Origin of the sequence: Campylobacter sp. FOBRC14 (assembly GCF_000287855.1) — a bacterium.
Classification (GTDB): Bacteria; Campylobacterota; Campylobacteria; order Campylobacterales; family Campylobacteraceae; genus Campylobacter_A; species Campylobacter_A curvus.
Genome location: NZ_ALJJ01000007.1, coordinates 90155 through 112391, shown reverse-complemented (window position 1 = coordinate 112391; position 22237 = coordinate 90155). Strand labels below are relative to the sequence as shown.

19 protein-coding genes and 5 tRNA genes are annotated in these 22237 nt (G+C 48.2%); 6 read left to right on the top strand and 18 right to left on the bottom strand.

What is annotated here, in order from left to right:
- Nucleotides 1-70 precede the first annotated feature (70 nt).
- From HMPREF1139_RS01320 to HMPREF1139_RS01300, 5 genes are all read left to right on the top strand, one after another.
- Nucleotides 71-148, top strand: a tRNA-Pro gene (locus HMPREF1139_RS01320).
- A gap of 10 nt (nt 149-158) precedes the next feature.
- Nucleotides 159-235, top strand: a tRNA-His gene (locus HMPREF1139_RS01315).
- A gap of 6 nt (nt 236-241) precedes the next feature.
- Nucleotides 242-318 (top strand) — tRNA-Arg (locus tag HMPREF1139_RS01310).
- Nucleotides 319-329: 11 nt separating this feature from the next.
- A tRNA-Arg gene (locus HMPREF1139_RS01305) sits at nt 330-406 on the top strand.
- A gap of 15 nt (nt 407-421) precedes the next feature.
- Nucleotides 422-506, top strand: a tRNA-Leu gene (locus tag HMPREF1139_RS01300).
- Between the two features lie 302 nt (nt 507-808).
- Here HMPREF1139_RS01300 and HMPREF1139_RS01295 read toward each other — a convergent pair.
- The 16 genes from HMPREF1139_RS01295 to HMPREF1139_RS01220 form a co-directional block, all read right to left on the bottom strand.
- A complete protein-coding gene (locus tag HMPREF1139_RS01295; RefSeq protein WP_198003113.1) occupies nt 809-3139 on the bottom strand; it encodes a DUF7494 domain-containing protein in 2331 nt (776 codons plus the stop codon).
- A 68-nt stretch (nt 3140-3207) separates the two neighbouring features.
- On the bottom strand, nt 3208-4698 hold the full coding sequence (gene nuoN, locus HMPREF1139_RS01290; protein WP_009649428.1) for an NADH-quinone oxidoreductase subunit NuoN: 1491 nt from the start codon (nt 4696-4698) through the stop codon (nt 3208-3210).
- Nucleotides 4695-6212, bottom strand: coding sequence for an NADH-quinone oxidoreductase subunit M (locus HMPREF1139_RS01285; RefSeq protein WP_009649514.1), 1518 nt, complete (start codon nt 6210-6212; stop codon nt 4695-4697). The genes nuoN and HMPREF1139_RS01285 overlap by 4 nt, the downstream gene beginning before the upstream one ends.
- Nucleotides 6212-8053 (bottom strand): NADH-quinone oxidoreductase subunit L, encoded by a 1842-nt coding sequence (gene nuoL / locus HMPREF1139_RS01280; protein WP_009649891.1) that lies wholly within the window; start codon nt 8051-8053, stop codon nt 6212-6214. Before nuoL ends, HMPREF1139_RS01285 begins: the two co-directional genes overlap by 1 nt.
- 1 nt (nt 8054) lies before the next feature.
- Nucleotides 8055-8357, bottom strand: a complete 303-nt coding sequence (nuoK, locus tag HMPREF1139_RS01275; RefSeq protein WP_009649886.1) for an NADH-quinone oxidoreductase subunit NuoK — start codon at nt 8355-8357, stop codon at nt 8055-8057.
- Complete coding sequence (locus HMPREF1139_RS01270) at nt 8354-8887, bottom strand: NADH-quinone oxidoreductase subunit J (RefSeq protein ID WP_009649686.1); 534 nt, start codon at nt 8885-8887, stop codon at nt 8354-8356. The genes nuoK and HMPREF1139_RS01270 overlap by 4 nt, the downstream gene beginning before the upstream one ends.
- Nucleotides 8880-9575 carry an NADH-quinone oxidoreductase subunit NuoI gene (gene nuoI / locus HMPREF1139_RS01265; protein ID WP_009649447.1) on the bottom strand — a complete coding sequence of 232 codons (696 nt, stop codon included), beginning with the start codon at nt 9573-9575 and terminating at the stop codon, nt 8880-8882. The genes HMPREF1139_RS01270 and nuoI overlap by 8 nt, the downstream gene beginning before the upstream one ends.
- A 7-nt stretch (nt 9576-9582) precedes the next feature.
- A complete protein-coding gene (gene nuoH / locus HMPREF1139_RS01260; protein WP_009649794.1) occupies nt 9583-10575 on the bottom strand; it encodes an NADH-quinone oxidoreductase subunit NuoH in 993 nt (330 codons plus the stop codon).
- Nucleotides 10568-12907 carry an NADH-quinone oxidoreductase subunit G gene (locus HMPREF1139_RS01255; protein ID WP_009649826.1) on the bottom strand — a complete coding sequence of 780 codons (2340 nt, stop codon included), beginning with the start codon at nt 12905-12907 and terminating at the stop codon, nt 10568-10570. Before HMPREF1139_RS01255 ends, nuoH begins: the two co-directional genes overlap by 8 nt.
- Nucleotides 12908-13621: a hypothetical protein gene (locus HMPREF1139_RS01250; RefSeq protein ID WP_009649682.1), complete on the bottom strand. Its 714-nt coding sequence runs from the start codon at nt 13619-13621 to the stop codon at nt 12908-12910.
- Entirely contained in the window at nt 13618-13848 is a 231-nt protein-coding gene (locus HMPREF1139_RS01245; RefSeq protein ID WP_009649635.1) for an NADH-ubiquinone oxidoreductase subunit E family protein, read from the bottom strand. Before HMPREF1139_RS01245 ends, HMPREF1139_RS01250 begins: the two co-directional genes overlap by 4 nt.
- Nucleotides 13845-15074 (bottom strand): NADH dehydrogenase (quinone) subunit D, encoded by a 1230-nt coding sequence (nuoD, locus tag HMPREF1139_RS01240; protein ID WP_009649753.1) that lies wholly within the window; start codon nt 15072-15074, stop codon nt 13845-13847. The genes HMPREF1139_RS01245 and nuoD overlap by 4 nt, the downstream gene beginning before the upstream one ends.
- Nucleotides 15071-15865: an NADH-quinone oxidoreductase subunit C gene (locus tag HMPREF1139_RS01235; RefSeq protein WP_009649745.1), complete on the bottom strand. Its 795-nt coding sequence runs from the start codon at nt 15863-15865 to the stop codon at nt 15071-15073. The genes nuoD and HMPREF1139_RS01235 overlap by 4 nt, the downstream gene beginning before the upstream one ends.
- A complete protein-coding gene (locus HMPREF1139_RS01230) occupies nt 15862-16374 on the bottom strand; it encodes a NuoB/complex I 20 kDa subunit family protein (protein WP_009649621.1) in 513 nt (170 codons plus the stop codon). Before HMPREF1139_RS01230 ends, HMPREF1139_RS01235 begins: the two co-directional genes overlap by 4 nt.
- Nucleotides 16356-16745, bottom strand: a complete 390-nt coding sequence (locus HMPREF1139_RS01225; RefSeq protein WP_009649869.1) for an NAD(P)H-quinone oxidoreductase subunit 3 — start codon at nt 16743-16745, stop codon at nt 16356-16358. Before HMPREF1139_RS01225 ends, HMPREF1139_RS01230 begins: the two co-directional genes overlap by 19 nt.
- 104 nt (nt 16746-16849) lie before the next feature.
- Entirely contained in the window at nt 16850-18490 is a 1641-nt protein-coding gene (locus tag HMPREF1139_RS01220) for a multidrug ABC transporter permease/ATP-binding protein (protein WP_009649506.1), read from the bottom strand.
- A gap of 199 nt (nt 18491-18689) precedes the next feature.
- On the opposite strand from HMPREF1139_RS01220, the gene HMPREF1139_RS01215 reads away from it, so the two are divergent.
- Complete coding sequence (locus HMPREF1139_RS01215; RefSeq protein WP_009649738.1) at nt 18690-19574, top strand: alpha/beta fold hydrolase; 885 nt, start codon at nt 18690-18692, stop codon at nt 19572-19574.
- 454 nt (nt 19575-20028) lie between these two features.
- Here the strand turns inward: HMPREF1139_RS01215 and HMPREF1139_RS01210 are convergent, their stop codons facing one another.
- Both HMPREF1139_RS01210 and HMPREF1139_RS01205 read right to left on the bottom strand, forming a co-directional pair.
- Nucleotides 20029-20496, bottom strand: a complete 468-nt coding sequence (locus HMPREF1139_RS01210; protein WP_009649497.1) for a GNAT family N-acetyltransferase — start codon at nt 20494-20496, stop codon at nt 20029-20031.
- Entirely contained in the window at nt 20493-22235 is a 1743-nt protein-coding gene (locus HMPREF1139_RS01205) for an amino acid adenylation domain-containing protein (RefSeq protein WP_009649844.1), read from the bottom strand. The genes HMPREF1139_RS01210 and HMPREF1139_RS01205 overlap by 4 nt, the downstream gene beginning before the upstream one ends.
- Nucleotides 22236-22237: the final 2 nt, after the last annotated feature.

Sequence of the window (22237 nt, the reverse complement as noted above, 5' to 3'; positions counted from 1 at the left end):
GACATTAAAAGCGATTTTAGCTAAAATGCCATTTTTCAATGAGGTAGTGGCACATAACTCACAACTCAGGCGGGGTGTAGCGCAGGCTGGTTAGCGCATCTGGTTTGGGACCAGAGGGCCGAAGGTTCGAATCCTTTCACCCCGACCATTTCAAAATGGTGAGTGTAGCTCAGTCGGTTAGAGCATCAGATTGTGGTCCTGAGGGTCGTGGGTTCGATTCCCATCACTCACCCCATTTTGGGCGCTCGTAGCTCAATTGGATAGAGCGACAGACTTCGGATCTGTAGGTTATGGGTTCGACTCCTATCGGGCGCGCCACTTTATTTAATGCGCTCATAGCTCAGCTGGATAGAGCAACGGCCTTCTAAGCCGTAGGCCTCAGGTTCGAATCCTGATGGGCGTACCATTTATCATTGTTTGTGCGGATGTGGTGAAATTGGCAGACACACCAGACTTAGGATCTGGCGCCTCACGGCATGGAGGTTCAAGTCCTCTCATCCGCACCATCTTTTTAAAACACTTTCGAATAATGATTAAAATCTCAAATATCCTCTTGTATTTTTTGTAATATTTTTGGCTATGCAAATGAGCCCTTCGTAAATCTTACTCGTTCCAAGAGCAACTTGACATTGACTCGCGGCCTGGATAAAAGTCGGCATAAATATCGTCTCTTCACGGATACTACGCGATAGAACTAAAGACATTATAGTTAAAATGTCAAATATTTTACATCGACTTTGACGCTACAAATTAGGGATATACGGCAACTTATGATGTTCTTACGGGTGCTTAAGACGGGCAGGCAAATTTACTTCACCATACCAAGCTGTGCCTGGCATGCGCTTTTGTAAGCGCTCGTGAAATTCGAGCTCACGCACTCCTCAAGATACGGCTTTGCAAGCTCGGGTCGTTTCATACGGATATAAATTTCGCCTATTAAATTTAGCGCATGTAGCCTATCTTCGGGCTTTAGCTTCATATTTAGTATAAATTTCGCCTCATCAAGTGCCTCGGCGAGATTGTCTATTTTGAGCGATGCGGATGCGTATGAGAAATTGAGCTTTGGCGAGAACGTATCTATCTTGACACGAGTTTGCAGCTCGAGCGCTTTTTTGGCGTAGGAGCTCACTATGGCGTAGTCGTTGCTGTTTAGCCCGTAGTCACTTAGTGCTACGTAGGTTTCGATTATCTTAAAGTCCTGTCCGCGCAGCTGCTCGATCGCACTTAGCGTTGCGACCGCCTCCTCGAAGCGCTTTAGCTTTAAGAGCGAGTAAAAGCGGTCAAACAGCACCGGCGTCGGGTCGCTATACTCTACGCCAGCACCCAGTGAGAGCGCATCGTTTGCCGCTTTTATGGTGGCTTCGTAGTCCTTTTGCTGATATAAAATTTTGCTTAAATTTACCAGCCACTCGACGCGATCCTCTAAATTTTCATCCTTGGCGTGAGATTTGGCGAGCGCTAAAGCCTCGTTATATCTAGCCGTCCTGAAATAGCAGTTAAAAAGCTTGAACTGCGGGAGCGAAATTTTATCTACATCGTAGTTTTCGAGTAAATTTACGACCGCTTGGCAGTCATCATCCACAAATCCCTGCTTGGCAAGCTCATACGCAGCCGTGTTTAAAAGCTCCATGCCTTGCGTTACGTTCATATCCTTGACCGCGCTCGTATAGCTTAGCGCGTCAGCGTATCTGCGCTCTTTTATATCTAGCGCGATCTGACTAATAAGCGCCTTTTTGCCGATGTCGGAGTCGCCGTATTTTTGCATGAGATCCGCGTAATGCTCGTGAAGCTTGGTCGAGTTGTCCTCTTTGACCTCGAAAAACAGCCCGTCCAGCGTTCGTGTGACCTCATCGACGTATTCGCCGTATTTAAACTCGTTTTCATAGCGTTTTAGGTATTCGTAGGCCTTTTTGGTGTCTTTCGTCTTGGCTAAATTTATACCGATGTTTTTTAGCGCCGTCTCGTAAAATTCGCTCTGGCGGTTACTGTTGTTTACGATGATCTCATAGATCCTGGCCGCGACATCCGGCATATTTTTACTCGCAAATACGCTGGCTAAATTCATAGCTCGTTGCGGGTTGTTCATAAAAAATTTCTCATTAGCGTTTAAAATTTTGATGATGAAATTTTTAGCCTCGTCGAATTTCTCTTTGTCGATATTGGCATCCACGAGCGCTAGCGCGGCGCGACTGGCCACATCGACGTCGGCGGTATTGTAAAGCACGTTTTCATAAATTCCCATCGCTTCTTTTTGTTTGCCGAATCTATAAAGATAATCAGCGTAATCAAGCATCGCAAGCTTTGTAAATTTAGACTTTTCATGCTCGGCCATCAGGATATCTAGCATGTATTTGGCGTCGCTTGCTATGCCGTCTTTTAAATAAGCGCGGGCGATGAGGTAAAGCACTTCAGCATAGTTCTCATCAGACGGGAATTTACGTATCCAGGCCCTGCCTTCGCTCACCAGCTCGTTTGGCGTCACACCCTCAAACTCGTCTGCATGCTCGAAAATTTTATCAAGCGCTCTTAGGTGATAGAGTAAAAATTCGCTCGCAAAGAGGCTTTGAGGATGGCGCTGCATGGCTGTTTGCGTATCGTGAGCGACATTTTCGTAAGAGCCGTTGTCGTAGGCTCTTTTTATGCTGATGTAAAGATCTATGTCGTTGCTGTCCATGCCCTCGATCGGCGCTTTGTTCAGATCGAGCGCTCCGATGCTAGGATAGAGCAAGTCGCTAAAATCAGGTGCGAAATTTAGCCCGTTTGGCTTTATTTTGTCAAATTCTCTTAAATTTGGATCGATGATGATGCTAAAGTGCTTTGATATCGTGCTACTAGAGTTATAGACCTTGTTGCTATCATATAGCTCGATGGGGATATTTAGCAGTCTGGAATTCGCCTTTGGTAAAACGATGATAAAAAGCTTGCCGTCTTGTTTTTTGTATTTTATATCCATCAGCGGAAGCACGGTGTCCTCGATATGAGGCAAGATCCCGTCGTCCAGCATACAAACGTATCGCTTCGTGTCGTAAGCTAAAATTTGCTCCACGCACTCGAATTCTTTTTCATCGCTTAGCTGAAGCACGCTATATGGCTTGCCGCTTTGCGCACCGCTGTTTAAACTGAGATTAAAAGCTAGCAAAAATATCGGAAAAAATAAAATCGATAAGGCTTTTTTCATGCCGACATTATAGCTAAGTTTTGCATTTTTTAAAATCCAGCCGCCGAAACGAAATGCCCGATATATCCTAGTATGGGCTGAGCTAGCAAAAAGGCGAAAATAGTGCCTATGACGGCTATGCCGACGATGACTTTAAGCGCCATGGAGACGTTTGCAACGTATAAATTCTTATCGGTCACGATGGGTTCTTTTAAAAACATATAGACTATGAGCTTTAGGTAATAATATATGGCGACGGCGGAATTTAGCATGATGATGGCGCTGAGGACTATATAGCCGGAATTTATGAGAGAGCTTAGCAAAAACATCTTCCCCCAAAATACGCTAAAAGGCGGGATGCCCGCTAGTGCGACCATAAAGATCGCCATTATCACGGCGTAGCTTGGTAAAATTTTGATTAGTCCTGCAAATTTCTCGAACGGATGCTTGAAGCGCTTGTCCCAGCAGACCTTGTCGTCGCATCTTGCTATCCAAAGCATCGCAAACGCGCCTAAATTTGCAAAGACGAACATGATCCAGTAAAAAAACAACGCGATATTTGCATGCGTATCGCCGACGACTAGCGCGCAAAGCACGACACCAGCATGCGCTATGGAGCTAAAAGCCAGCATGCGTTTGACATCTCTTTGCACCAAAGCCATGATGTTTGCAAGGCTCATCGTAGCCACTGCGACGATGTAAAGCATATCTTTGACCCAAAGCATCCCTGAAGTGCTCAGCATCTCAAAAAAGCGTAGAGCCACGATAAAGCCCGCGACCTTCGGCACTATCGACATATAGCCTGCCAGCGGAGCGTTCGAGCCCTCATAAACGTCAGGCACCCACGTATGAAAAGGGATCAAAGATAGCTTAAAGCCGATAGCCGAGGCTATGAATACGCAGCCAATCAGTGCCGTGAGGCTTTGCTGGAGGTTGAAATTTTTGATGGATTGCCCTATTTGCACGAGGTCGATCGAGCCTCCGGTCAGGTAAAGCATCGCGACGCCAAATGCGAAAAAGCCCGCAGAGAGCGAGCCCATCGTGAAGTATTTTATCGCCGCTTCCACGCTTTTAGCCTTGTTATGAAGGGCGATGAGCGTATAAAGTGCCAGCGAGCTGGTCTCAAGCCCGATAAAGATGAGAAGCAGGTTGTTTGAGCTCACCATGAACTCAAAGCCGGCGATCATAAACAAAAATAGCGCGTAGTATTCGGCGATGGTGTATTCAAAATACTCCTTGGTGCTAAGCGCTAAAGGTATGAAAAGAGCCGATGCCAGCAAGATGATGAGCTGAGAGACTAGTGAGATGCCATCTATTAAGAGCATATCAAAAAAGCTGACGCTAAGCCCGTGAAAATCAAGTACGAGCCCCACGTTCACAAATATCGCGATGATGCAAAATACAGAGTAAAAGCTGCGTGAGAGATCCTTTTTTATCACGCCTACGCAAAGGATGAACAGTGCGAAAACTATCATGCTAAGCATCGGTGCGACCGAGGATATCGAAAGCTCGCTCATATTTAGCTGCGCTATCTCGTTCATCGCTCGCTCCTTGCTGAATTTAGCCGTGAAATTTTGTCTTTATCATCCTGCAAAACGGCTCGCTTTTGCATTTTTGAGATGATATTTTGCGTGCTGATATCGATCGGCTTTAGGAGGAAATTTGGATACACTCCAAGCGCGATAACTAGCAAGCAAAGCGGCACGATAGCGATGAGCTCTTTAAAATTTAGATCCTTTAGGGCTAAATTTCGCTCGTTTTTGCACTCTCCAAAAAATACTCTGCGATATAAGCTCAGCATATAAATAGCGCCTACTATTATGCCTATGCCTCCAAAAAACGCAAACATCGCGTTTATTTTAAATACTCCAAGTAAGCTTAAAAACTCTCCTACAAAGCCTATCGTAAGCGGCAGTCCGATACTGCCTAGTAAGATGACGCCAAATATAAGCGCAAAGCGAGGCATAACATGAGCCAGCCCGCCAAATTCGGCTATCAGCTTCGTATGGCGTCTGTCATATATCATGCCTACTAGCAAAAACAGCGCACCGCTAACTACGCCGTGGCTGATCATCAAAAATACCGCCCCTGCGATACCGATGGAATTTAACGAGAAAATTCCAAGTATTATGATACCCATGTGCGAGATCGAGCTATAGGCGATCACTTGCTTCATATCATCTTGCGCGTATGCGATGAGCGCTGTATATACGACCATTATGACACCAAGCGTGCAAAGGACACCGTAAAGCTGGACACTCGCGTCTGCAAATAGCGGCAGACAGACCCTGACAAAGCCGTAAGTGCCCATCTTTAAAAGTACTGCCGCAAGCAGCACCGAGCCTATGGTAGGAGCCTGCCCGTGTGCGTAAGGAAGCCAAGTATGAAACGGAAACATCGGCGTTTTTACGGCAAACGCAAACGCAAATGCCGCAAATAGCCAGATCTGTGTCTCTTTTGAGAGACCCATGCCATACCAGTCAAGTAGGCTAAAGCTCCATGCGCCGCTTGATTTGAAATTTAGATACGCCATGAAAATGATGCCAATCAGCATAAAAACCGAGCCTAAAAACGTATAGATGAAAAATTTCACCGCGGCGTAGATCCTCTTGCCACTGCCCCAAGCGCCGATGATATAAAGCATCGGAAGCAAACTAAGCTCCCAAAACAGATAAAACATTATCATATCAAGGCTGGCAAACACGCCCATCATCGTCATCTCTAAGAATAGCACGCTGATGATAAGATGCTTTAAATTCTCTTTGACGCTAAGTGCAAATAGCGCTACCAGGCTCATAAACGCGCTCATTACGATGAGGCTTAGCGAGATCGCATCTACACCGACAAGATAGCTTATGCCAAGCGTAGGTAGTAGTGCGCTTTGGCTCATCAGCTCAAACTCATACGCCCCAAAATCCGCTCGAAACCACGTGAAAAGAGCTAGGATGAGCTCTATGAAAGCTATGCTCACTCCGTAAAATTTTATGCTTCGCTCTTCGATCAAAAAGCCCAGCATCGCGCCGATAGCGGGGAAAAATATGATTAGCGTGAGCATCATGCGCCTCCTGCGAGCAAAAATATAAAGCTTAAAAGTATCGCAAAGCCCGTGACCATGAGGCGTAGCATGCGCGTTAGCTCGCCGCTTTGCATTTTGTTCGCGTTAAATGCGAAGGCGTTTATCAGCTTTGAGATGCCGTCTACGCTCTTATCGATGACGGCCTCGTCCATTTTGCGGCAAAATTTAGCCGCTTTGGCATAGTTTTTGATGACAAATCTATCGTAAAATTTTGGTATGAAATAGGCGTTTTGTAAAATTTTATAAATTTTTAGTTCGCCAAGCTCCTCTTTGAATATCCGCTTTTTATAGGCAAATATCGTAAACAGCGTGCTAAGTGTGATCGATATCAGCGTGAGTAAGATGAGCGTGACCTCGCTTTCATACTCTAAATTTAGCTCGAATTTTGGCAGCACGGAGGACAAAGCCAGGCTAAGATCGCTTCCAAACCAGCCAGATATCAGAGCGAGCACGCCAAGCACGCCCATAGCCGTAAGCATGAAATTTTTAGCCTCATGCGGATGAAATTTAAATTTAGCCTCGCCAAAAAATACCAGCATGAGTAGCCTGAAGCTATAAAACGCCGTCATCAGCGCGCCCGCAAAAAGCACCGCCCAGAGCGTGTATCCGCCGTTTGCAAAAGCAACTTCTAAAATTTTGTCTTTCGAGAAAAAGCCCGCAAACGGGTAAAATCCCGCCAAAGCGACCGAGCCGATAGCCATCAAAACGGCCGTAGGCTTCATAAATTTATAAAGCCCGCCCATTTTTTTGATGTCAAGTTCGTCTCTCATCGCGTGCATCACGTTGCCAGCGCCCAAAAACAGAAGCGACTTGAAAAAAGCGTGCGTCATCAGGTGAAAGAGCGCGACCCAATACGCCCCAAGCCCCGCCGCGACGAACATATATCCAAGCTGCGAGAGCGTGGAGTAGGCGATGATCTTTTTTAGATCGTTATACACGAGTGCGATGGAGGCCGCAAAGGCCGCCACGAATGCGCCAAGATAGGCGATGAAGGTCGAAATTTCAGGAGCTTGAGCAAATATGGCGTTAGCGCGCACGACCAGATACACGCCCGCTGTCACCATGGTCGCTGCGTGGATAAGTGCGGAGACTGGAGTAGGGCCCTCCATGGCGTTTGCCAGCCAGGTATGAAACGGAAACTGCGCGCTTTTACCCATCGCGCCGATAAACAAAAACGCCGCGATGAAATTTAGCGCCTGATGGCTGACAGTCGGCGCGTCCGCAAAGACATCGCTAAATTTTAGCGAGCCAAATTCTTTGAATATAAAAAACATACCAAGCAGCATGCCAAGATCGGCTATCCTATTCATCACGAAAGCCTCGTTGGCCGCGGCGTTGGCGCTAGATCTTTGATACCAAAAACCAATAAGCAACCACGAGCAAAGCCCTACGCCCTCCCAGCCGATGAAAAGCCCTACGAAGTTGTCGCTCATGACTAAAAACATCATGCAAAAGACGAAAAGTCCAAGATAGCTGAAATATCGGTTGAAGCCATCGTCTTTGCCCATGTAGCCGATCGAGTAGATATGCACTATCGTTGAGACCACGCCCACTACGCACATCATCGTAGCGCTCACGGCATCGATCGTAAAGCCGAAATTCAGCCTCAGCCCGTCGACCCAGATGAAGTCTTTCAGTAAAATTTGTATCGGCGCGCCGTCAAATACTATCGTCGCTTGCATCAGCGAGGCGGTAGCGCTGCAAAGTATGAGGAAGGAGCAGACCAGCCCCACGAAATTTAGCCTTTTTGCGTGCGACAAGGCGGCGGCGAAAATGAAGCTAAGAAGCGGGAAAAATAAAGATATGCAAAATAGCGCCATTTCAGTCCCTCATATTATTCATCGAGCTTAGCTCTATGCTGCCCGTCTTTTTATACCAAAGTATCAGCAGCCCAAGCCCCACTGCGACCTCGCTCGCTGCGACTGCGACGATGAAAAGCGCAAAAATTTGCCCCGTGATATCGTTGTAAAATTTAGATATCGCAGCCAGCGCGACGTTTGCGGAATTCAGTAAAATTTCGCTCGAGAAAAAAAGCATTATGAGGTTGTTTCGCTTCATTATGCCGATGAGTCCTAAAACAAACATCAGTGCGGCTACGACCAGATAGTGTGAAAGCGTGATCATAGCAGCTCCTGTGTCTGGCTTTTGGCATCCATCTTTTTATGCACGAGCACGATACCAGCGACCATCGCTACTAGCAACATGATGGCTGTCAACTCAAAGGCGATGAGGTATTTGCCAAAGAGCATGAGGCCGATGAGCTCGATATTGCCAAGCTCCTGCGCGCTTTGCTGCGCGGCTAAATTTTGGCCTATCACAGGGCTTGAAAACACGATGACTAAAAGTAGCGCGATAAATACGCTAAGCGTATAGATAAGGCGCTTTGAAGCTAGTGAATAGCTCTCGTTCACATCGCGGCTAACGTCAAAAAACATCATGCTAAATGCGTAAAGCACCATCACAGCACCCGTATAGACGATGATCTGAACGATACCTAAAAACTCCGCGCCCAACAGGAAAAATAGCGCGCAGATGAATATCATGCCCCCGGCCAGCGCGCTCATCGCGTGAAGGACGTTTTTGCTAAATACGCTCACGCCAAAGCAGCCAAGGCTGAGCGCACTAAAGAGATAAAAGGCGATGGCTTCATACATCTTGACTCTCCTTGCTCGCTTTTGCGACTGTTTGTTTGGTGTTTAAATTTAGCTCCTCATCGCTTGTGGCTGAAATTTCACCCGCTTCGTCTAAATTTTCATCTTCCAAATAGGCGTTTGGGTTTTGCTTCACGAGCACATCCGCGTTTGGCGGTAGGCTACCGTAGCCTTCAAATTCCGTCTGCTCGCTCAAATCTTTATCCTTTGTCAAAAAGTCGTCCTTCATGCCAAAATACGCCCTTTGCTCGCTCGCAAATTCGTATCGGTCGCCGTGGACGATGGCAAGCTCAGGGCAAACATCCGCGCAAAATCCGCAATACACGCACCTGCCTAAATTTATCGAGTATTTTAGCGTCGCTTTGCGGCCGTCTTCATCAAGCGCCGTTTGCATCGCGATGCAGTTACTGACGCAAATTTTCTCGCACAGTCCGCATCCTATGCACCTCTCGTTTTCGCTCTCTATAAACCTCATCAGCCTATGCACGCCCCTGTATCTAGCGTCAAGCTCTATCTTTTGCAAGGGGTATTTTAGGGTGTGCGACTTTGTAAAAAGCATCTCGCGCAAGACCACCCAAAGTCCGGTGAATAGCTCGCTTTTAAAGGTGCGCGAGATAAAGCGCTTGAATTTATCAAAATTCGTATCTACGCTCACTCGTTCGTCTAGTAAAATATATTTTTTCTCGGCCATTTTTACCTCAAATCAACGCTATGCCCGTTATCAGCACATTTACGAGCGCTAGCGGGAGTAAAATTTTCCAGCAAAGCGCCATCAGCTGATCGGGCCTAAGATGTGGCCAAGCTGCGCGCGTCCAAAGGAAAAAGAAAAACACGCAGCTCGCCTTAAATATCATCATCAAGCCGCCGGGAACGAACCAAAACGAGTTGAACCCGCCTAAAAATATCAGTGTTATGACGATGCTTGAGGCGATCATGTTGGTGTATTCGCCGATGAAAAACATCGCCCAGCGCATGCCGCTATATTCGGTGCCGTATCCTGCGACTATTTCGGTCTCGTTTTCGGTCAGACAAAACGGTGTGCGGTTGCACTCGACAAAGCTCGCCATCAAAAACAGCACGAAAGCTAGCGGCTGCTTGAAAACGAACCAGCCAAAGATGCCTTTTTGATAGTTGTTTATGTCTATCAGCGAGAGCGAACCTGTTATCATGATGACGCTAAGTAGCGCCAGCCCAGAGACCACTTCAAAGCTTATTAGCCCCATCACGGCGCGTGCTGCGGCGATGAGGGCAAATTTGTTATAGCTAGCAAGCCCTGCCATAAGCGGAGAAAATACACACACCGAGGCTACGCCCATCACGTAAAGCACGCCCACGTTGATATCAGCCAGTATCGGTCTGATCGTATGCCCGAAAAGCTCGAATTCCGGTAAAAACGGTATCGGTGCGAGCGCTGCAAACGCCGCGATAGCTGATATGAGCGGCGCGATCAAAAATATAAAGCGGTTTGCATTTGCAGGCACGATGTCCTCTTTGGTGAAAAGCTTTATCATATCGGCTACGATCTGCAAGACCCCGACCGGACCTACCATGTCAGGGCCGATACGGCGCTGCATATAGGCTAGTACCTTGCGCTCGGCATATGTCGCCAGTCCCGCCAGACACGCTATGACTGCCAGTATCACTACGGCTTTTATGAACGTTTCGATGATAAAAAATAGCCCCTCACTCATCGCTCGCCTCTTTTGACCTTAAAATTTGCACGTTTGCAAAGCGCGCGCCTTTAAAAATTTTATCCGTTCGTATCTTTTCGTCAAAATCGCCCAGATAAGCCCACTCGCCGCTTAGATCCTTATCCAGCTTCACCAGGATCGCTATCTCGTCCTCGCCTTTTTTTATGATCGCAGCGTCGTTTTGATCTAGCTTGAATTTCGCTAGAAATTCAGCGCTCGCGTAAAGCGCACCGACCTCGTTTAGCAGCTTCGTGCGGTTTGTAAATTTTGAAAAATGGCGGATAGGGTTTGCCCTGTAAATGCAAATTTCGCCTCCATTTTGCAAAATTTTAGCCTCTTTGCAGCCAAACGCCTTGAAATTTGAAACATCAAGATCATCTTGCGGCACGACGCTTAAATTTTCAAGCTCGTATCCGCGGTGAGCTTTGCCGTCATTATCGTAAAAATTTTTCAAATCGTCAAATTTCACCGCTTTAAAGCCGCTGCTTTGGGGTAGCTCATGCGTGTAGTCTATCGTGTAGCGCGCGCTAAGTCCTAGAGCGTTTGCCAGATCGTTCAAAAAATACCCCTCGTGAGCCAGTGCCGCGTTCGTCGGCACTACGGCTTTGTTTATGCTGGTAAATGTGCCCTCTTGCTGATTTAGCGCACCGGCGTCTATGTCGCCCTCAAAGACGCTGAATTTAAAGTCGCCCTCCTCGTTGTAGCCAAGCGTTTTGCCGCTTTTTGGCTGGTTTGAGAGTGTGCAGATTTTAGCTACTCCTAGCGAGTTGGTGCGAGGCGGGATCAAAACGAGCTTAAAATCCGTGTATCTTTGTATCGCTCCCGCTAAGGCCGCTAGCTCTTTTGCGTGCGGCGAGAGGTAAAGATCCTCGCCTAGGATGAGGACTGAATTTTGTTTGTTTGCGCTTAAAGCCTCAAGCCTGCTCTCATCTACGCCAAGCTCGCTTGCGAGGTCGCTCGGGCTAAATTCCGCCAGCTTGGCAGGTAAATTTTTAGCGAATTTTTGCAAAAGCAAGAGCAAAATTTTACTCTCCGCTCCCGGCTCATGGGCTATGACGTCAAAATTTTTAGAGTAACTTCGCACGATCTCATCGCCCAAAGGATGAAAGTAAAGCCCGCCCGCTTTGTTCATGACAAGCGCGTTGTTTACTTTGTAGCCGGTGTTTGGGCTATCATATCTTAAAAAGCTGCCAGCAACTACGATAAAATCAGCCTTTGCGATACTCTCGAAGCTGCCGTTATAAAGGCTCGTGCCGCTAAATTTTGAAAACTCCTCTAAAAATGTCGCGTAAGCGTATGCCTCTTCATTTATCAAATTTAGACTAAATTTCTCTCGCAAACGCTCCAGTATCAGCGCCTCTTCGTTCGTTATGAAGCTGTTAAATTTTATATTTTTTATCTCGCCCTGCTTGAAGGCATGCACGATCTCTTCAAATTTCGCCTCGTTTTTCACCGCATTTTCGTTGTGAAAGTCAAAGCCGTAACGCGCAGCCGTGTTTATCTCGCCAAAATGAAATTCGTTATTCACGCGGTAGATGCGCTTTGTCCTATCGCCGATGCCTTTTGGCTTGACCTCGTAGTAGATGAGCTCGCAGTCGCTTGAATGCGGGTTTGCAGCCGGGATCTTTTCTAGCTCCCAAACGTTTGAGGTGTATTGAAAGTCAGAGCTTACCAGCGCGCCGACCGGGCAGACGCTTGTGCATTCGCCGCAAAACGAGCACTCGAGCACGTCGCCTGCACTTGGGGCGATGAGGCTTTTTTGAAATTTGCTCCAAACGGCGAATGCGTCTTTTGGCATGCTCTCTTTTAGCTCCTTTGCGACTTGATCCGCGCCTCTAGGCGTCGTTTTTAGCGCGCTCTCGCCGATTTTATCCTTGCAAACCGTGATACACCTCTCGCAGACTATGCAAAGAGCCGGGTCGTAGTTGATGAGACCCCATTTTTTGTGCGGTTTGTGGCTATCTTTTATCGCGAATTTTTGCGAATTCACTCGCATCCTGGCGGCGAAATTTTGCAGCTCGCACTCGCCGCTTTTGTCGCAGACTCCGCATTGCAAAGGGTGATTCACGCAGTAAGTTTGCATGATAGCTTCGCGCTCGGCGTCGATCTCGGCGGTGTTTGTTATGACGTTCATGCCCTCTTTGGCCTTGGCGTTGCAGCTATAAACGCGCTTGCCATCGGCCTCGACCATGCAAAGGCGACAGGCTAGGGTAGGCGAACAGCCGCTGAGGTAGCAAAGCGTAGGGATGAATATCCCCTCGCGGCGCGCGACGTTTAGTATGTATTCGCCCTCGCTCGCTTCGCAGATTTGGCCGTTTATGCTTAGTCTCATTTAGCTTTTACTCACTTTTACGAGCTTGAAGTCATAGCCCTCGAATTCGCTCATGCCAACGATCGCGATCGTCCCTTTCATGCCGCTATCTAGCCTAAATTTACGTTTAGCGCTGAAATTTGGCGCGCTCAGCGTCACTTCATCGCCGTCTTTTACCTTCGCGACGATGCTAAACTGCACGCCGCCTACGACCTCGTCGCTATCTTTACGGTCAAGGTAGATGACGCTGCCGTCAAAATTTTCAAGCTCTTTTAGCTCGCTTAAATTTCCGTTCGTCTCGTATCCTTGCTCTTTGCCGCCGGCTAGGATCACGTTTTTGCCTAAAATTTCCAAAAATTCAAATAGCATTTTTGAGTCCGGGTGAGTGAAAAAGGAGCTGTCGATAATGATGTTTCGCGCGTCTTTTAGCCACTCGCCAAGCTCCTCGAACTCCTCCTCGCCTACATTGCACTCGCCGCTTAAAAAGCCCTCGTCAAGCGAGCCGAAGTATCCGTCGTTTAAATTTAGCGTGTATTTGCAAAGAAGCGCCAAAACGTAGCTGATAGAGCCTATCTCGCAGCGGATGAGGTTCTCGCTGCCAAGCACGCCGTCTTCTATGCAAGAGATATATCTAAAATCGCACTCTTTAAGCTCGTTTGCCAGCGCCCTGTCCGTTAGGCTCAGCAGGTTTGCGAGGCTTAGGCTCTTTGCTTTGGTGAATTTAGAAAATTTCATTTTGCTACCTTTTTTATTATCAAAGTCCAGTCGGTTTGGTTGAATTTAAGCGAATTCATCACTTCGCAGTTTAGGTTATAGGCTAAATTTATCGCGTTTTTGACGCCGCTAAAGTCGCCTATCTCAAACAAAAATACGATCACTTCTCCGCTTTGGGCGTTTCTTGCGGTTTCGCCCAGTGCGCTTAAAAATCTATCTTTTAGATGCCTTAGATCGACTCGCCTCATCTATCCACCTCGCCCAGGATGATGTTGGTGCTGCCTATGATGGCGGCGATGTCGGCTATGTATTGACCTACGAGCAAGTCCTCGTATATCGCGCAGTGGCTGAAGCTTGGCGTGCGGATCTTTAGGCGGTAAGGGCTGGCTTCGCCTTGGGAGTTGATATAAATTCCAAGCTCGCCCTTTGGCGACTCACTCGCGAAGTAAATTTCGCCTCGTTTTGGCTTTATGCCCTGGGTGATGAGGACAAAATGCTGCATCAGCGAGTAGTTTTGCGTCATGATCTGCTCTTTTGAGGGGCTTACGAATTCCGGTGTATCGGCTAAAATTTCACGCGAGCTTGCGCGGTAAAGCCTCTCGCACTGCTTTAAAATTTTGACACACTCTTTCATCTCGCGCATGTAAAGCACGTATCTGGCGTAGCAATCCCCCGCCACAGCGTATGGCACTTCAAAGTCTATCTCGTCATAGACTAGGTAGGGCTGCTCTTTCCTGATGTCCCATTTCACGCCGCTAGCTCGCAGCATGACGCCCGAACAGCCGCTACTAAGGGCCAGCTCTTTTGATATGACGCCGACGTTTTCAAGGCGCATTTTCCAAATTCTGTTTTCGCTTAACAGATCCTCGTAAATTTTGATATCTTTTGGAAATTTCTCGCAAAATTTCAGCATCTCTTCAAGCCACCCATCAGGCAGATCAAGCGGCATACCGCCTATCCTGACCGCGCTGTGCGTGAGCCTGGCGCCGCAGTATTTTTCGATCATGTCAAGCACGTATTCGCGCTCTCTAAAGGCGTATAAAAACACGGTCATCGCACCGATGTCAAGCGCGTGTGTGGCTAGAAACAAAAGATGCGAGCTGATGCGGTTTAGCTCCAGCAAGATCACTCTTATTATCTGCGCACGGCGTGGTACTTTGATCTCGCAAAGTCTCTCCACCGCCTCGCAAAATGCGTAGTTGTTGGCCGCCGAGGCGATGTAGTCTACGCGGTCGGTGACCGGGATGAACTCTTGATATGTCATGTTTTCAGCCATTTTTTCGATGCCTCGGTGCATGAAGCCGACTTCCGGCATCGCACGCACGACCTTTTCGCCGTCAAGCTCGAGCACGAGCTTTAGCTGCCCGTGAGCGCTTGGGTGTTGCGGGCCGAAATTTAGTATCATCTTGCCGTCGTTTCGCTCGAATTCGATATTTTCAAAAAACGGCGTTAGGCGGTTTGGAGCTTGACTCACGGCCGCTCCTTTAAAATTTCGCTCTCGCCGCGTTTTACTCTTTTTACGAATTTCACGCCGCTAGTTTCTTGATATTCCTGCAAAATTTCGCTTTTGATAGGTTGTTCGCCCTTTGAGACTTCGTGATAGATCCTGGAAAATTCAAACGTATCTTTTTCATCGATGAAGGCCGGATCGCGATTTTCCGCGCCTATCTCGTCTCTGCGTTCGCGTCCGAAAATTTTATCGACTTCGTACCACGCGGCAAATTCGTCTCCTTGTAGCGGATAGCTCTTTAAAAGCGGGTGCGAGTACCAGTCGTCCGGCATTATGAGGCGCTTTAAATTCGGATGTCCGCTTAGCAAGACGCCCGAGAGATCATACATCTCGCGCTCCGCCCAGTTGGCGCTTTTGTAAATTTCACTCACGCTTTTTAGCACTTCGCCTTTTGCCACGAAGCATTTTATGCGCGCTCTTTTGTTTTTTGAGATGCTAAGCAGCTGGTAAAACACCTCGTAGCCACCGCGATCTGCTATAAAATCTACTGCCGCCAGCTCGCTAAGCTGCTCGTATCCAAAGGCCTTTAAAATTTCAATCGTTTTGAAATTTTGACTAGCATCGATGATGACTACGAGCTGCTCTAGCTCTACGAAGCTTTTTAGAATTTCAACGCCGTTGTCTTGCAAAATTTTGACCTCGGGCTCGAAAACGCCGCCCTCTACGCCTTGCCTCTCGACCTTGGGCACGACGTAAAACCTATCGTCATAATACTGCTTTTTTTGCGCGTTTTTTCTATCTTTGTAGGCTCTCATGCCTCAAGCCTTTTTGCACCCTGCGCTCTAAAGGCGCTTTGGCGGCGGATCTTTTTTTGTAAGATCATGAGAGCGTATTGCAGTGTCTCAGGGCGCGGCGCACAGCCTGGGAGGTAGATATCCACGGGGATTATACGATCTACGCCTTGGACCGTGGAGTAGGTATTAAACATCCCGCCGGTGTTCGCGCAGCTTCCCATCGAGATGACCCATTTTGGCTCGGGCATTTGATCGTATAGCCTGCGGGTGAATTCCGCGTGTTTTTTGGTGAGAGTGCCTGCTATGATCATGACCTCCGAGTGGCGAGGCGAGGCCCTAAATATCGTGCCGAAGCGATCAAAGTCGTATCTGCTAGCTCCGCTTGCCATCATCTCTATCGCACAGCACGCAAGCCCGTAGCTAAGCGCCCAAAGCGAGTTGGAGCGGCCCCATTGCACGAGCCTATCGACCGTCGTCAAAACTATCGGTAGGCCGCCGTTTGCAGTGTAATTTACTTGATGCTTTGCCACTCAAACACCCCTTTCCTCCATGCGTAGATAAAGCCGATGAGTAAAAGCGTTACAAAAAGTAGCATCTCTATGAGCCCGAACGCTCCAAGTAGCCTAAAATCCACCGCCCAAGGATACATAAAGATGACCTCGACATCAAAAAGTATGAACAAAATCGCGTAAAAAAAGTAATGGATATTGATCTTGTTTGGCTGCTTTACGACCTCGGGTCCGCATTCGTAGATGCTAGATTTCAAGCGCTCGGTGTTACGATTTGCGAGCTTTTTGCCGATGCGCGAGGATAAAAACGTTATCAGCACGAACGAGCAAGTCGCTAGAACCAAAATCATAAAAGCGCCCAGATACGGGCTCGCAAGCTGCGAATGAGACATAAATTCAGCCTTTATCAGTATGTTTAAGAATTTTATCTAATTTATTTTTATCCGAGGTTAAAGACATTTTGCCGCCGCGCTTTAACCGACCTTATGTGTAAATTTTACTCTTTTATCTTTTCTACCGCGTCTTTGCTGGCTATTTGCCGCTCGTCGCCCACGAGCTCTCTTATCGTACCGTCTTTTGCCAAGATGATACGATCTGCAACATCAAAATACGCGTCATCGTGGCTTATGGCGACTATCGTAACGCCATTTTGCTTTAACATCGGTAAAATTTCGCGGTAAAATACGCGCTTGAATATCGGATCTTGATCCGCCGCCCACTCGTCAAGCACCAGCAGACTGCGATTTTCCAGTAGCGCGATGAGCAGGCTAAGACGCTTTCTTTGACCTTGAGAAAGAGCCGTGGTGCTCAGCCTTTGCTCGATGATCTGCACCTTTTTGTCTATCTCAAGCAGCTTCAAAAGCTCGTTCGCGTCTTTTTCGCTTGCAAATTCGCTCCCTTCGCCAAGCGTTTGTGAAAAAAGATAAAAGTCCGAAAATATCGCGCTTACGTTTGACTGATAGCTACGTAAATTTTCATCGTTTAAGCTCACGCCATCTACTAAAATTTCACCGCTGCTAGGGCGTAAAAGTCCGCACAGTATGTTTGAAAACGTGCTTTTGCCGCTACCGTTTTTGCCTATGACAAATATCAGCTCGCCGCGCTCTATGCGTAAATTTACGTCCGTGAGGCTGAAATTTTTATCCGGATAGCTGAAATTCACGTTTTTAAATTCTATATTTTTCCACTGCTTGCTCAGGCTGTCAGTAAAGCCAAAGCTCTCTTTGAACGGGGCTAAATTTAGATTTAGAATTTTATCCAAGCTCACTTTGGCGCTTAATGCCGTCGGGATGGAGGCTACCATGCTGATGAAAGAGCCTCTTAAAAAGAGTATGGTCAGGCTCACGGTGACTGCCGTCTGCAGGCTCGCCCAGCCAAGACCGACGCATAAAAACACGCACATGCCGACAGCTCCAAGTAGCATGATGTTGGTAAAGTTATCCGAAAGTGCGTGATAAATGTCTGCTCGTACCATACTTTGGCGCTTTTTTATGCCTATTTCGTTAAGCTCGTCAAAGCAAAGCTTGGCGCGGTGCTGATTTAGCGTGAGTTCGCGGTGTCCTTCCACGACGTCGTTGTAGCTTTGCTGAAGCGCGTCGTCATCGCGTCTTGAGAGCGTGTAGTAGTGATGGATCTTTTTCATAAAAAACGCACTTAGCACCATCGTAGCCGCTATCCAGATCGCGACGAAGACGAAAAGCTTTGGCGAGATGTAGCATAGATAAATGCTCGAAGCCACGATGAAAACGGAGCCTTGGATGAGCCCGGTCGCTGTCATGAAGGCAAATGTGATCGTTTTTATATCGTTGTTTAGGCTGGCTATGATCTTTGCTTTGCCGATCGCGTCTATCTGCGCGTTTGGCGTGTCTAAGACCTGCTTTACCAAGTGGCGTCTGATCTCGTAGATGAGCTTGTGACCAAAATTTGTAAGAGAGATGTTTGCATAGACTGAGGTCGCCAAAAACAGCAATAAAAGGGCGATGAACTGCACCGCCACCATCACGTCGAATTTCTGTGCGGCTAGTAGTTTTTCGTTTATATAAGAGAGCACACCGATGCCAAAGCCGCTGAAAATGAACGTCAAAATAACGATTTTTATAATAGAAAATTTATTGTTTTTTATTAGAGTTTTTATCATCCGCTTACCTGTAAATTTTAAAAAATTTTAGCATAGCATACTTAAGTGCATTTAAAATAGACGAGAAACGATAAAAGAAGCCGACCGCCAGTTTAGCCGAATTTAGCGGTTTTACCATTCGCTTTGCATTTTCATTTGGGCGGTTTAAATTTATAAGTTTGTGGTATGGTGGGACGAAATCCACATCAAAGGAGCAACCATGAAAATACGAAATTTATTGATCGCGGCTTTTGTGACGATCGGCGTCAATGCGCCCGCTAAAGAAGCCAAGCATCATTATTTCGCACAAACATCTAAAAGCTATCAAAGCAAGAACGACTATGGAAATAACGAGGCTGTAGGGCATTATGTAAATTCTAAGGATACGAAAATTTATTATGAAATTTACGGCAAAGGAAGTCCGATCGTACTGCTACACGGAGGGCTGGTAGGCTCGCCTGCTGATATGAGCGAGCTGGCCGATAAGCTAAGGGAAGATCGAAAAGTGATCTTGGTAGCCACAAGAGGGCACGGCAGATCCCAAATAGGCGGGGTCGTGCCAAGCTTTGAGCAAAAGGCTGATGACGTGAGCGCCGTTTTGGACGATCTTGGCATATCAAGGTCCGACATCATCGGCTTTAGTGACGGTGCTTATACGGCGTATCTTTTCGCTAAAAAATATCCGCAAAAGGTAAGAAACCTCATAGCTATCGGTGCCGGAGTATGGGAGAAGGGCTTCGTGCAGGGCAGTAGGGCGGAGATGAAGACGTTTGAGGATCTAAAAAATCTCGATAAGCGCTACTGGAACGAACAGCTTGATGGTGTCAGACCCGAGCCCGAGCGCATTTTGTTGTGGTTCGAGCAGGTCATGGAGTATTACGACTCGGCGTCAGTCGGCGAAGAGGTGTTTAAAAACGTAAATGCAAGAACGCTCATGATAGTCGGAGAAAAGGACGCAAACGCACCTCTTGATACGGTCATCGCCGCTTATGAGATGCTGCCAAATGCGCAGCTTGGCATCGTCCCGAACGCTCCGCATCCCGTACTACTAACCGATTTTGACATAGTTTGGCCGATGATAAGTAAATTTCTTTCTAAGCAGTAAATTCTCCGGCGCTTGAGACCGGTAGAAGCGCTTGATGTTGTTGGTTACGTTAGCGAGATTAAGATTTTAAAAACGTTGATGTGTGCACTTTTCTTGTCAGTGGAGTGCGAGAGTTAGTAGCCGTATAGCACGATTTTGTCTGTTTGGCTTTGTCTCACCGCTCTTCAAGGCGCTTTGTGATTTGCACTCGCACAAATGCAGTTGGTCTTATGGCTTTTGTTTCTGTCGCGAAAATCGCTGCCGATAAGTCCTCTAATAAGATTTGACTTCGCTAGGACGTTTAAAATTTTACTTGGTATCTGTTGTTTTACCTAGAGCACTAGAATTTAGATCTTGCTCTTGATTATTCTTTTTTCGTCGCCCATTTTGTAAAATTTGCCGCTCAAATTTTACAAAAACTAAAATTCAGTCCAAATTTAACCTACTCAACCCAGCCGCACCAAATTCGCCAAATTCACTCGCCCGTATAGATCATCATATTGCCCATTTCTACAAAGCCAAGCTTTTCATAAAGCCCTTTTGCGGTGTTCGAGCTTTCCAGATAAATTTTCCCGACGCCCTGCTCGCGCGCTCGCTCTATGAGCCAGCACACGATCCGCCGCCCCACGCCACGCCGCCTGGCATGCGCACGCACATAGATATTCATCAGATACGCGCACTGACCGCTCGGGTTTTCGGGCGAGGGTAGCTCGGTCTGAAAGCACACCCCGCCGCAGCCTAAAATTCGCCCCTCCTCATACGCAAAGCAGGCGACGTGCTCCCCGCTAGCAAGCCTAGCCTCGTAGTAGCGGCGGTTTGCTTCGAGTAGCGCCGACACGTCCGCATCGGGGGCTAGCTCAAACACCTCGCGCAACACCTCTTCGCGCAGGGCGAGCAGCAGGGGCATCTCATCCGCGTAAATTCGCCGCACCCTGGCCGTCATTTTCCGCCATCCTTCATCGGTATGGGCAGCTTCGCCGCGTCCGGCTTGCCGCTCGTATTTAGCGGTATTTGCGGCAGTCTAATGAAGAATTCGGGTATCATGAACTCCGTCAAATTTCGCGCAAGCTCGCTTTTTAGCGCGCAAAGGCTCAGATTTTCGCCCTCCGCCACGACGTAGGCGACCATATACGCTAGCCCCGCCTCGTCGGTAAATGCCCGCACGATCGCTTGAGACACGCCCGCGCACTGCCGTAAGCGCGCCTCGACCTCGGCGACCTCCGTGCGCTTGCCGCAGATCATCACCTGCGTGTCTTTGCGGTGCAAAAACGCGATGTCGCCGCTTGACAGCAGGTAGCCAAGATCGCCGCTTCGATACATCCTACCGCCATCCGGCAAGCTCTCAAACGCCCTGTTTTCCGCGTCATGTTCGCCGATGTAGCCCTCCGATACGCCGCCACCGTAAATGCAAATTTCGCCCTTTTCGCCCGCCGGTAGCTCCTCTCCGCGCTCGTTTAAAATTTTGATCCGCGCCCCCTTGACCGCGCGCCCGATCGGATATGTGCCATCCTCTAAGACTGCGCCACCGTTGCAGCGATAGTAGCTCGCGCACACCGTGGTTTCGGAGGGTCCGTAGGTGTTGTAAATTTCAGCTTGCCCCAATAGGCGGCTCACATACGCTCCCCGCAGCACGTCGCCGCCGCTGATGAGAAGCCGCAAAGATCGCGGGATGCGGGGTAGTTCGTTCATCTGCGCTAAAAGATAGGGAAAGCCGCTTAGCATCGTTACATTGTGCCGCGCGACGAAGCTCATCAGCGTGCCGATGTCTGCTTTGTCACTTTCGCTCGCGATCGCTAGCGCCACGCCGTTTAGCAGGCTCGCGAATACCTCCTCGACGAAGATGTCAAACGAGCAGACGCTTTGTTGAAGCATCACGTCGCCCGCGCGCGGACGAAACTCGCTCGCAAACGCGCGCACGTAGTGGCAGACGTTGCGGTTCGTGACGCAAACGCCCTTTGGTTGCCCTGTCGTGCCCGAGGTGTAGAGCACGTAGGCGGGCGCGTCCGGGTTTTGGGCGTAAATTTGACCGCTTCGGTCGGCAAATTCGTGGGTTTGCGAGGCGGAATTTGACGGTTCGATTTGGCTTTCGGCGGTGTAAATTTGGTCGGTATTGGCTTGCGGCGCAGTGTTTTGGTACGCAGTTAAATTTATGTTTGAGTTCGGCTCGGCTCTGCTGGCAAATTTGTGGATTTGCGAAGCGGAATTTGACCCATCGCTTTCGTTTTTTAAATCGCAAATTTCGTGCGTGACCCACCCCGCGCTCGGCTCATTTTTATTGTAAAATTTATCATTTTGTAGCCCGTTCGTACCCCCAAATTTACAAATTTCATCTATAAATTTTAGCTCAAAGCCCTCAAGCCGCGGTGCAAATTCACACTGCGTCACGATAAAATCGACATTCGCCTCGCTCATCATAGTGGCGATCCTGCCCCTCGGGAAATCGGGCTCCGCCGGGACGTAGCGAGCGCCGCATTTTAGCACCGCAAATATCGCGACAATCATCTGCGCGCCGTGGCTCATCACGATACCCACGCCGTTTAAATTCGGTGGGAAATGCGCGGCGATGGCATCTACCATCTGGCTAAACCGGGCAAACGTGAGCGTCCCGCCATCCTCGATGATCGCCGTCTCGTCCCCGTGCGCCGCCACGACGCCCCTAAAAACCGAGTAAATCGTCTGCATTT

Bases quoted from the DNA above. Each gene is read 5' to 3' on its own strand.
- nuoN (WP_009649428.1), bottom strand. From the start codon at position 4,698: ATGAACGAGATAGCGCAGCTAAATATGAGCGAGCTTTCGATATCCTCG.
- HMPREF1139_RS01285 (WP_009649514.1), bottom strand. From the start codon at position 6,212: ATGCTCACGCTAATCATATTTTTCCCCGCTATCGGCGCGATGCTGGGC.
- nuoL (WP_009649891.1), bottom strand. From the start codon at position 8,053: ATGGCGCTATTTTGCATATCTTTATTTTTCCCGCTTCTTAGCTTCATT.
- nuoK (WP_009649886.1), bottom strand. From the start codon at position 8,357: ATGATCACGCTTTCACACTATCTGGTCGTAGCCGCACTGATGTTTGTT.
- HMPREF1139_RS01270 (WP_009649686.1), bottom strand. From the start codon at position 8,887: ATGTATGAAGCCATCGCCTTTTATCTCTTTAGTGCGCTCAGCCTTGGC.
- nuoI (WP_009649447.1), bottom strand. From the start codon at position 9,575: ATGGCCGAGAAAAAATATATTTTACTAGACGAACGAGTGAGCGTAGAT.
- nuoH (WP_009649794.1), bottom strand. From the start codon at position 10,575: ATGAGTGAGGGGCTATTTTTTATCATCGAAACGTTCATAAAAGCCGTA.
- HMPREF1139_RS01255 (WP_009649826.1), bottom strand. From the start codon at position 12,907: ATGAGACTAAGCATAAACGGCCAAATCTGCGAAGCGAGCGAGGGCGAA.
- HMPREF1139_RS01250 (WP_009649682.1), bottom strand. From the start codon at position 13,621: ATGAAATTTTCTAAATTCACCAAAGCAAAGAGCCTAAGCCTCGCAAAC.
- HMPREF1139_RS01245 (WP_009649635.1), bottom strand. From the start codon at position 13,848: ATGAGGCGAGTCGATCTAAGGCATCTAAAAGATAGATTTTTAAGCGCA.
- HMPREF1139_RS01235 (WP_009649745.1), bottom strand. From the start codon at position 15,865: ATGAGAGCCTACAAAGATAGAAAAAACGCGCAAAAAAAGCAGTATTAT.
- HMPREF1139_RS01225 (WP_009649869.1), bottom strand. From the start codon at position 16,745: ATGTCTCATTCGCAGCTTGCGAGCCCGTATCTGGGCGCTTTTATGATT.
- HMPREF1139_RS01220 (WP_009649506.1), bottom strand. From the start codon at position 18,490: ATGATAAAAACTCTAATAAAAAACAATAAATTTTCTATTATAAAAATC.
- HMPREF1139_RS01215 (WP_009649738.1), top strand. From the start codon at position 18,690: ATGAAAATACGAAATTTATTGATCGCGGCTTTTGTGACGATCGGCGTC.
- HMPREF1139_RS01210 (WP_009649497.1), bottom strand. From the start codon at position 20,496: ATGACGGCCAGGGTGCGGCGAATTTACGCGGATGAGATGCCCCTGCTG.
- HMPREF1139_RS01205 (WP_009649844.1), bottom strand. From the start codon at position 22,235: ATGCAGACGATTTACTCGGTTTTTAGGGGCGTCGTGGCGGCGCACGGG.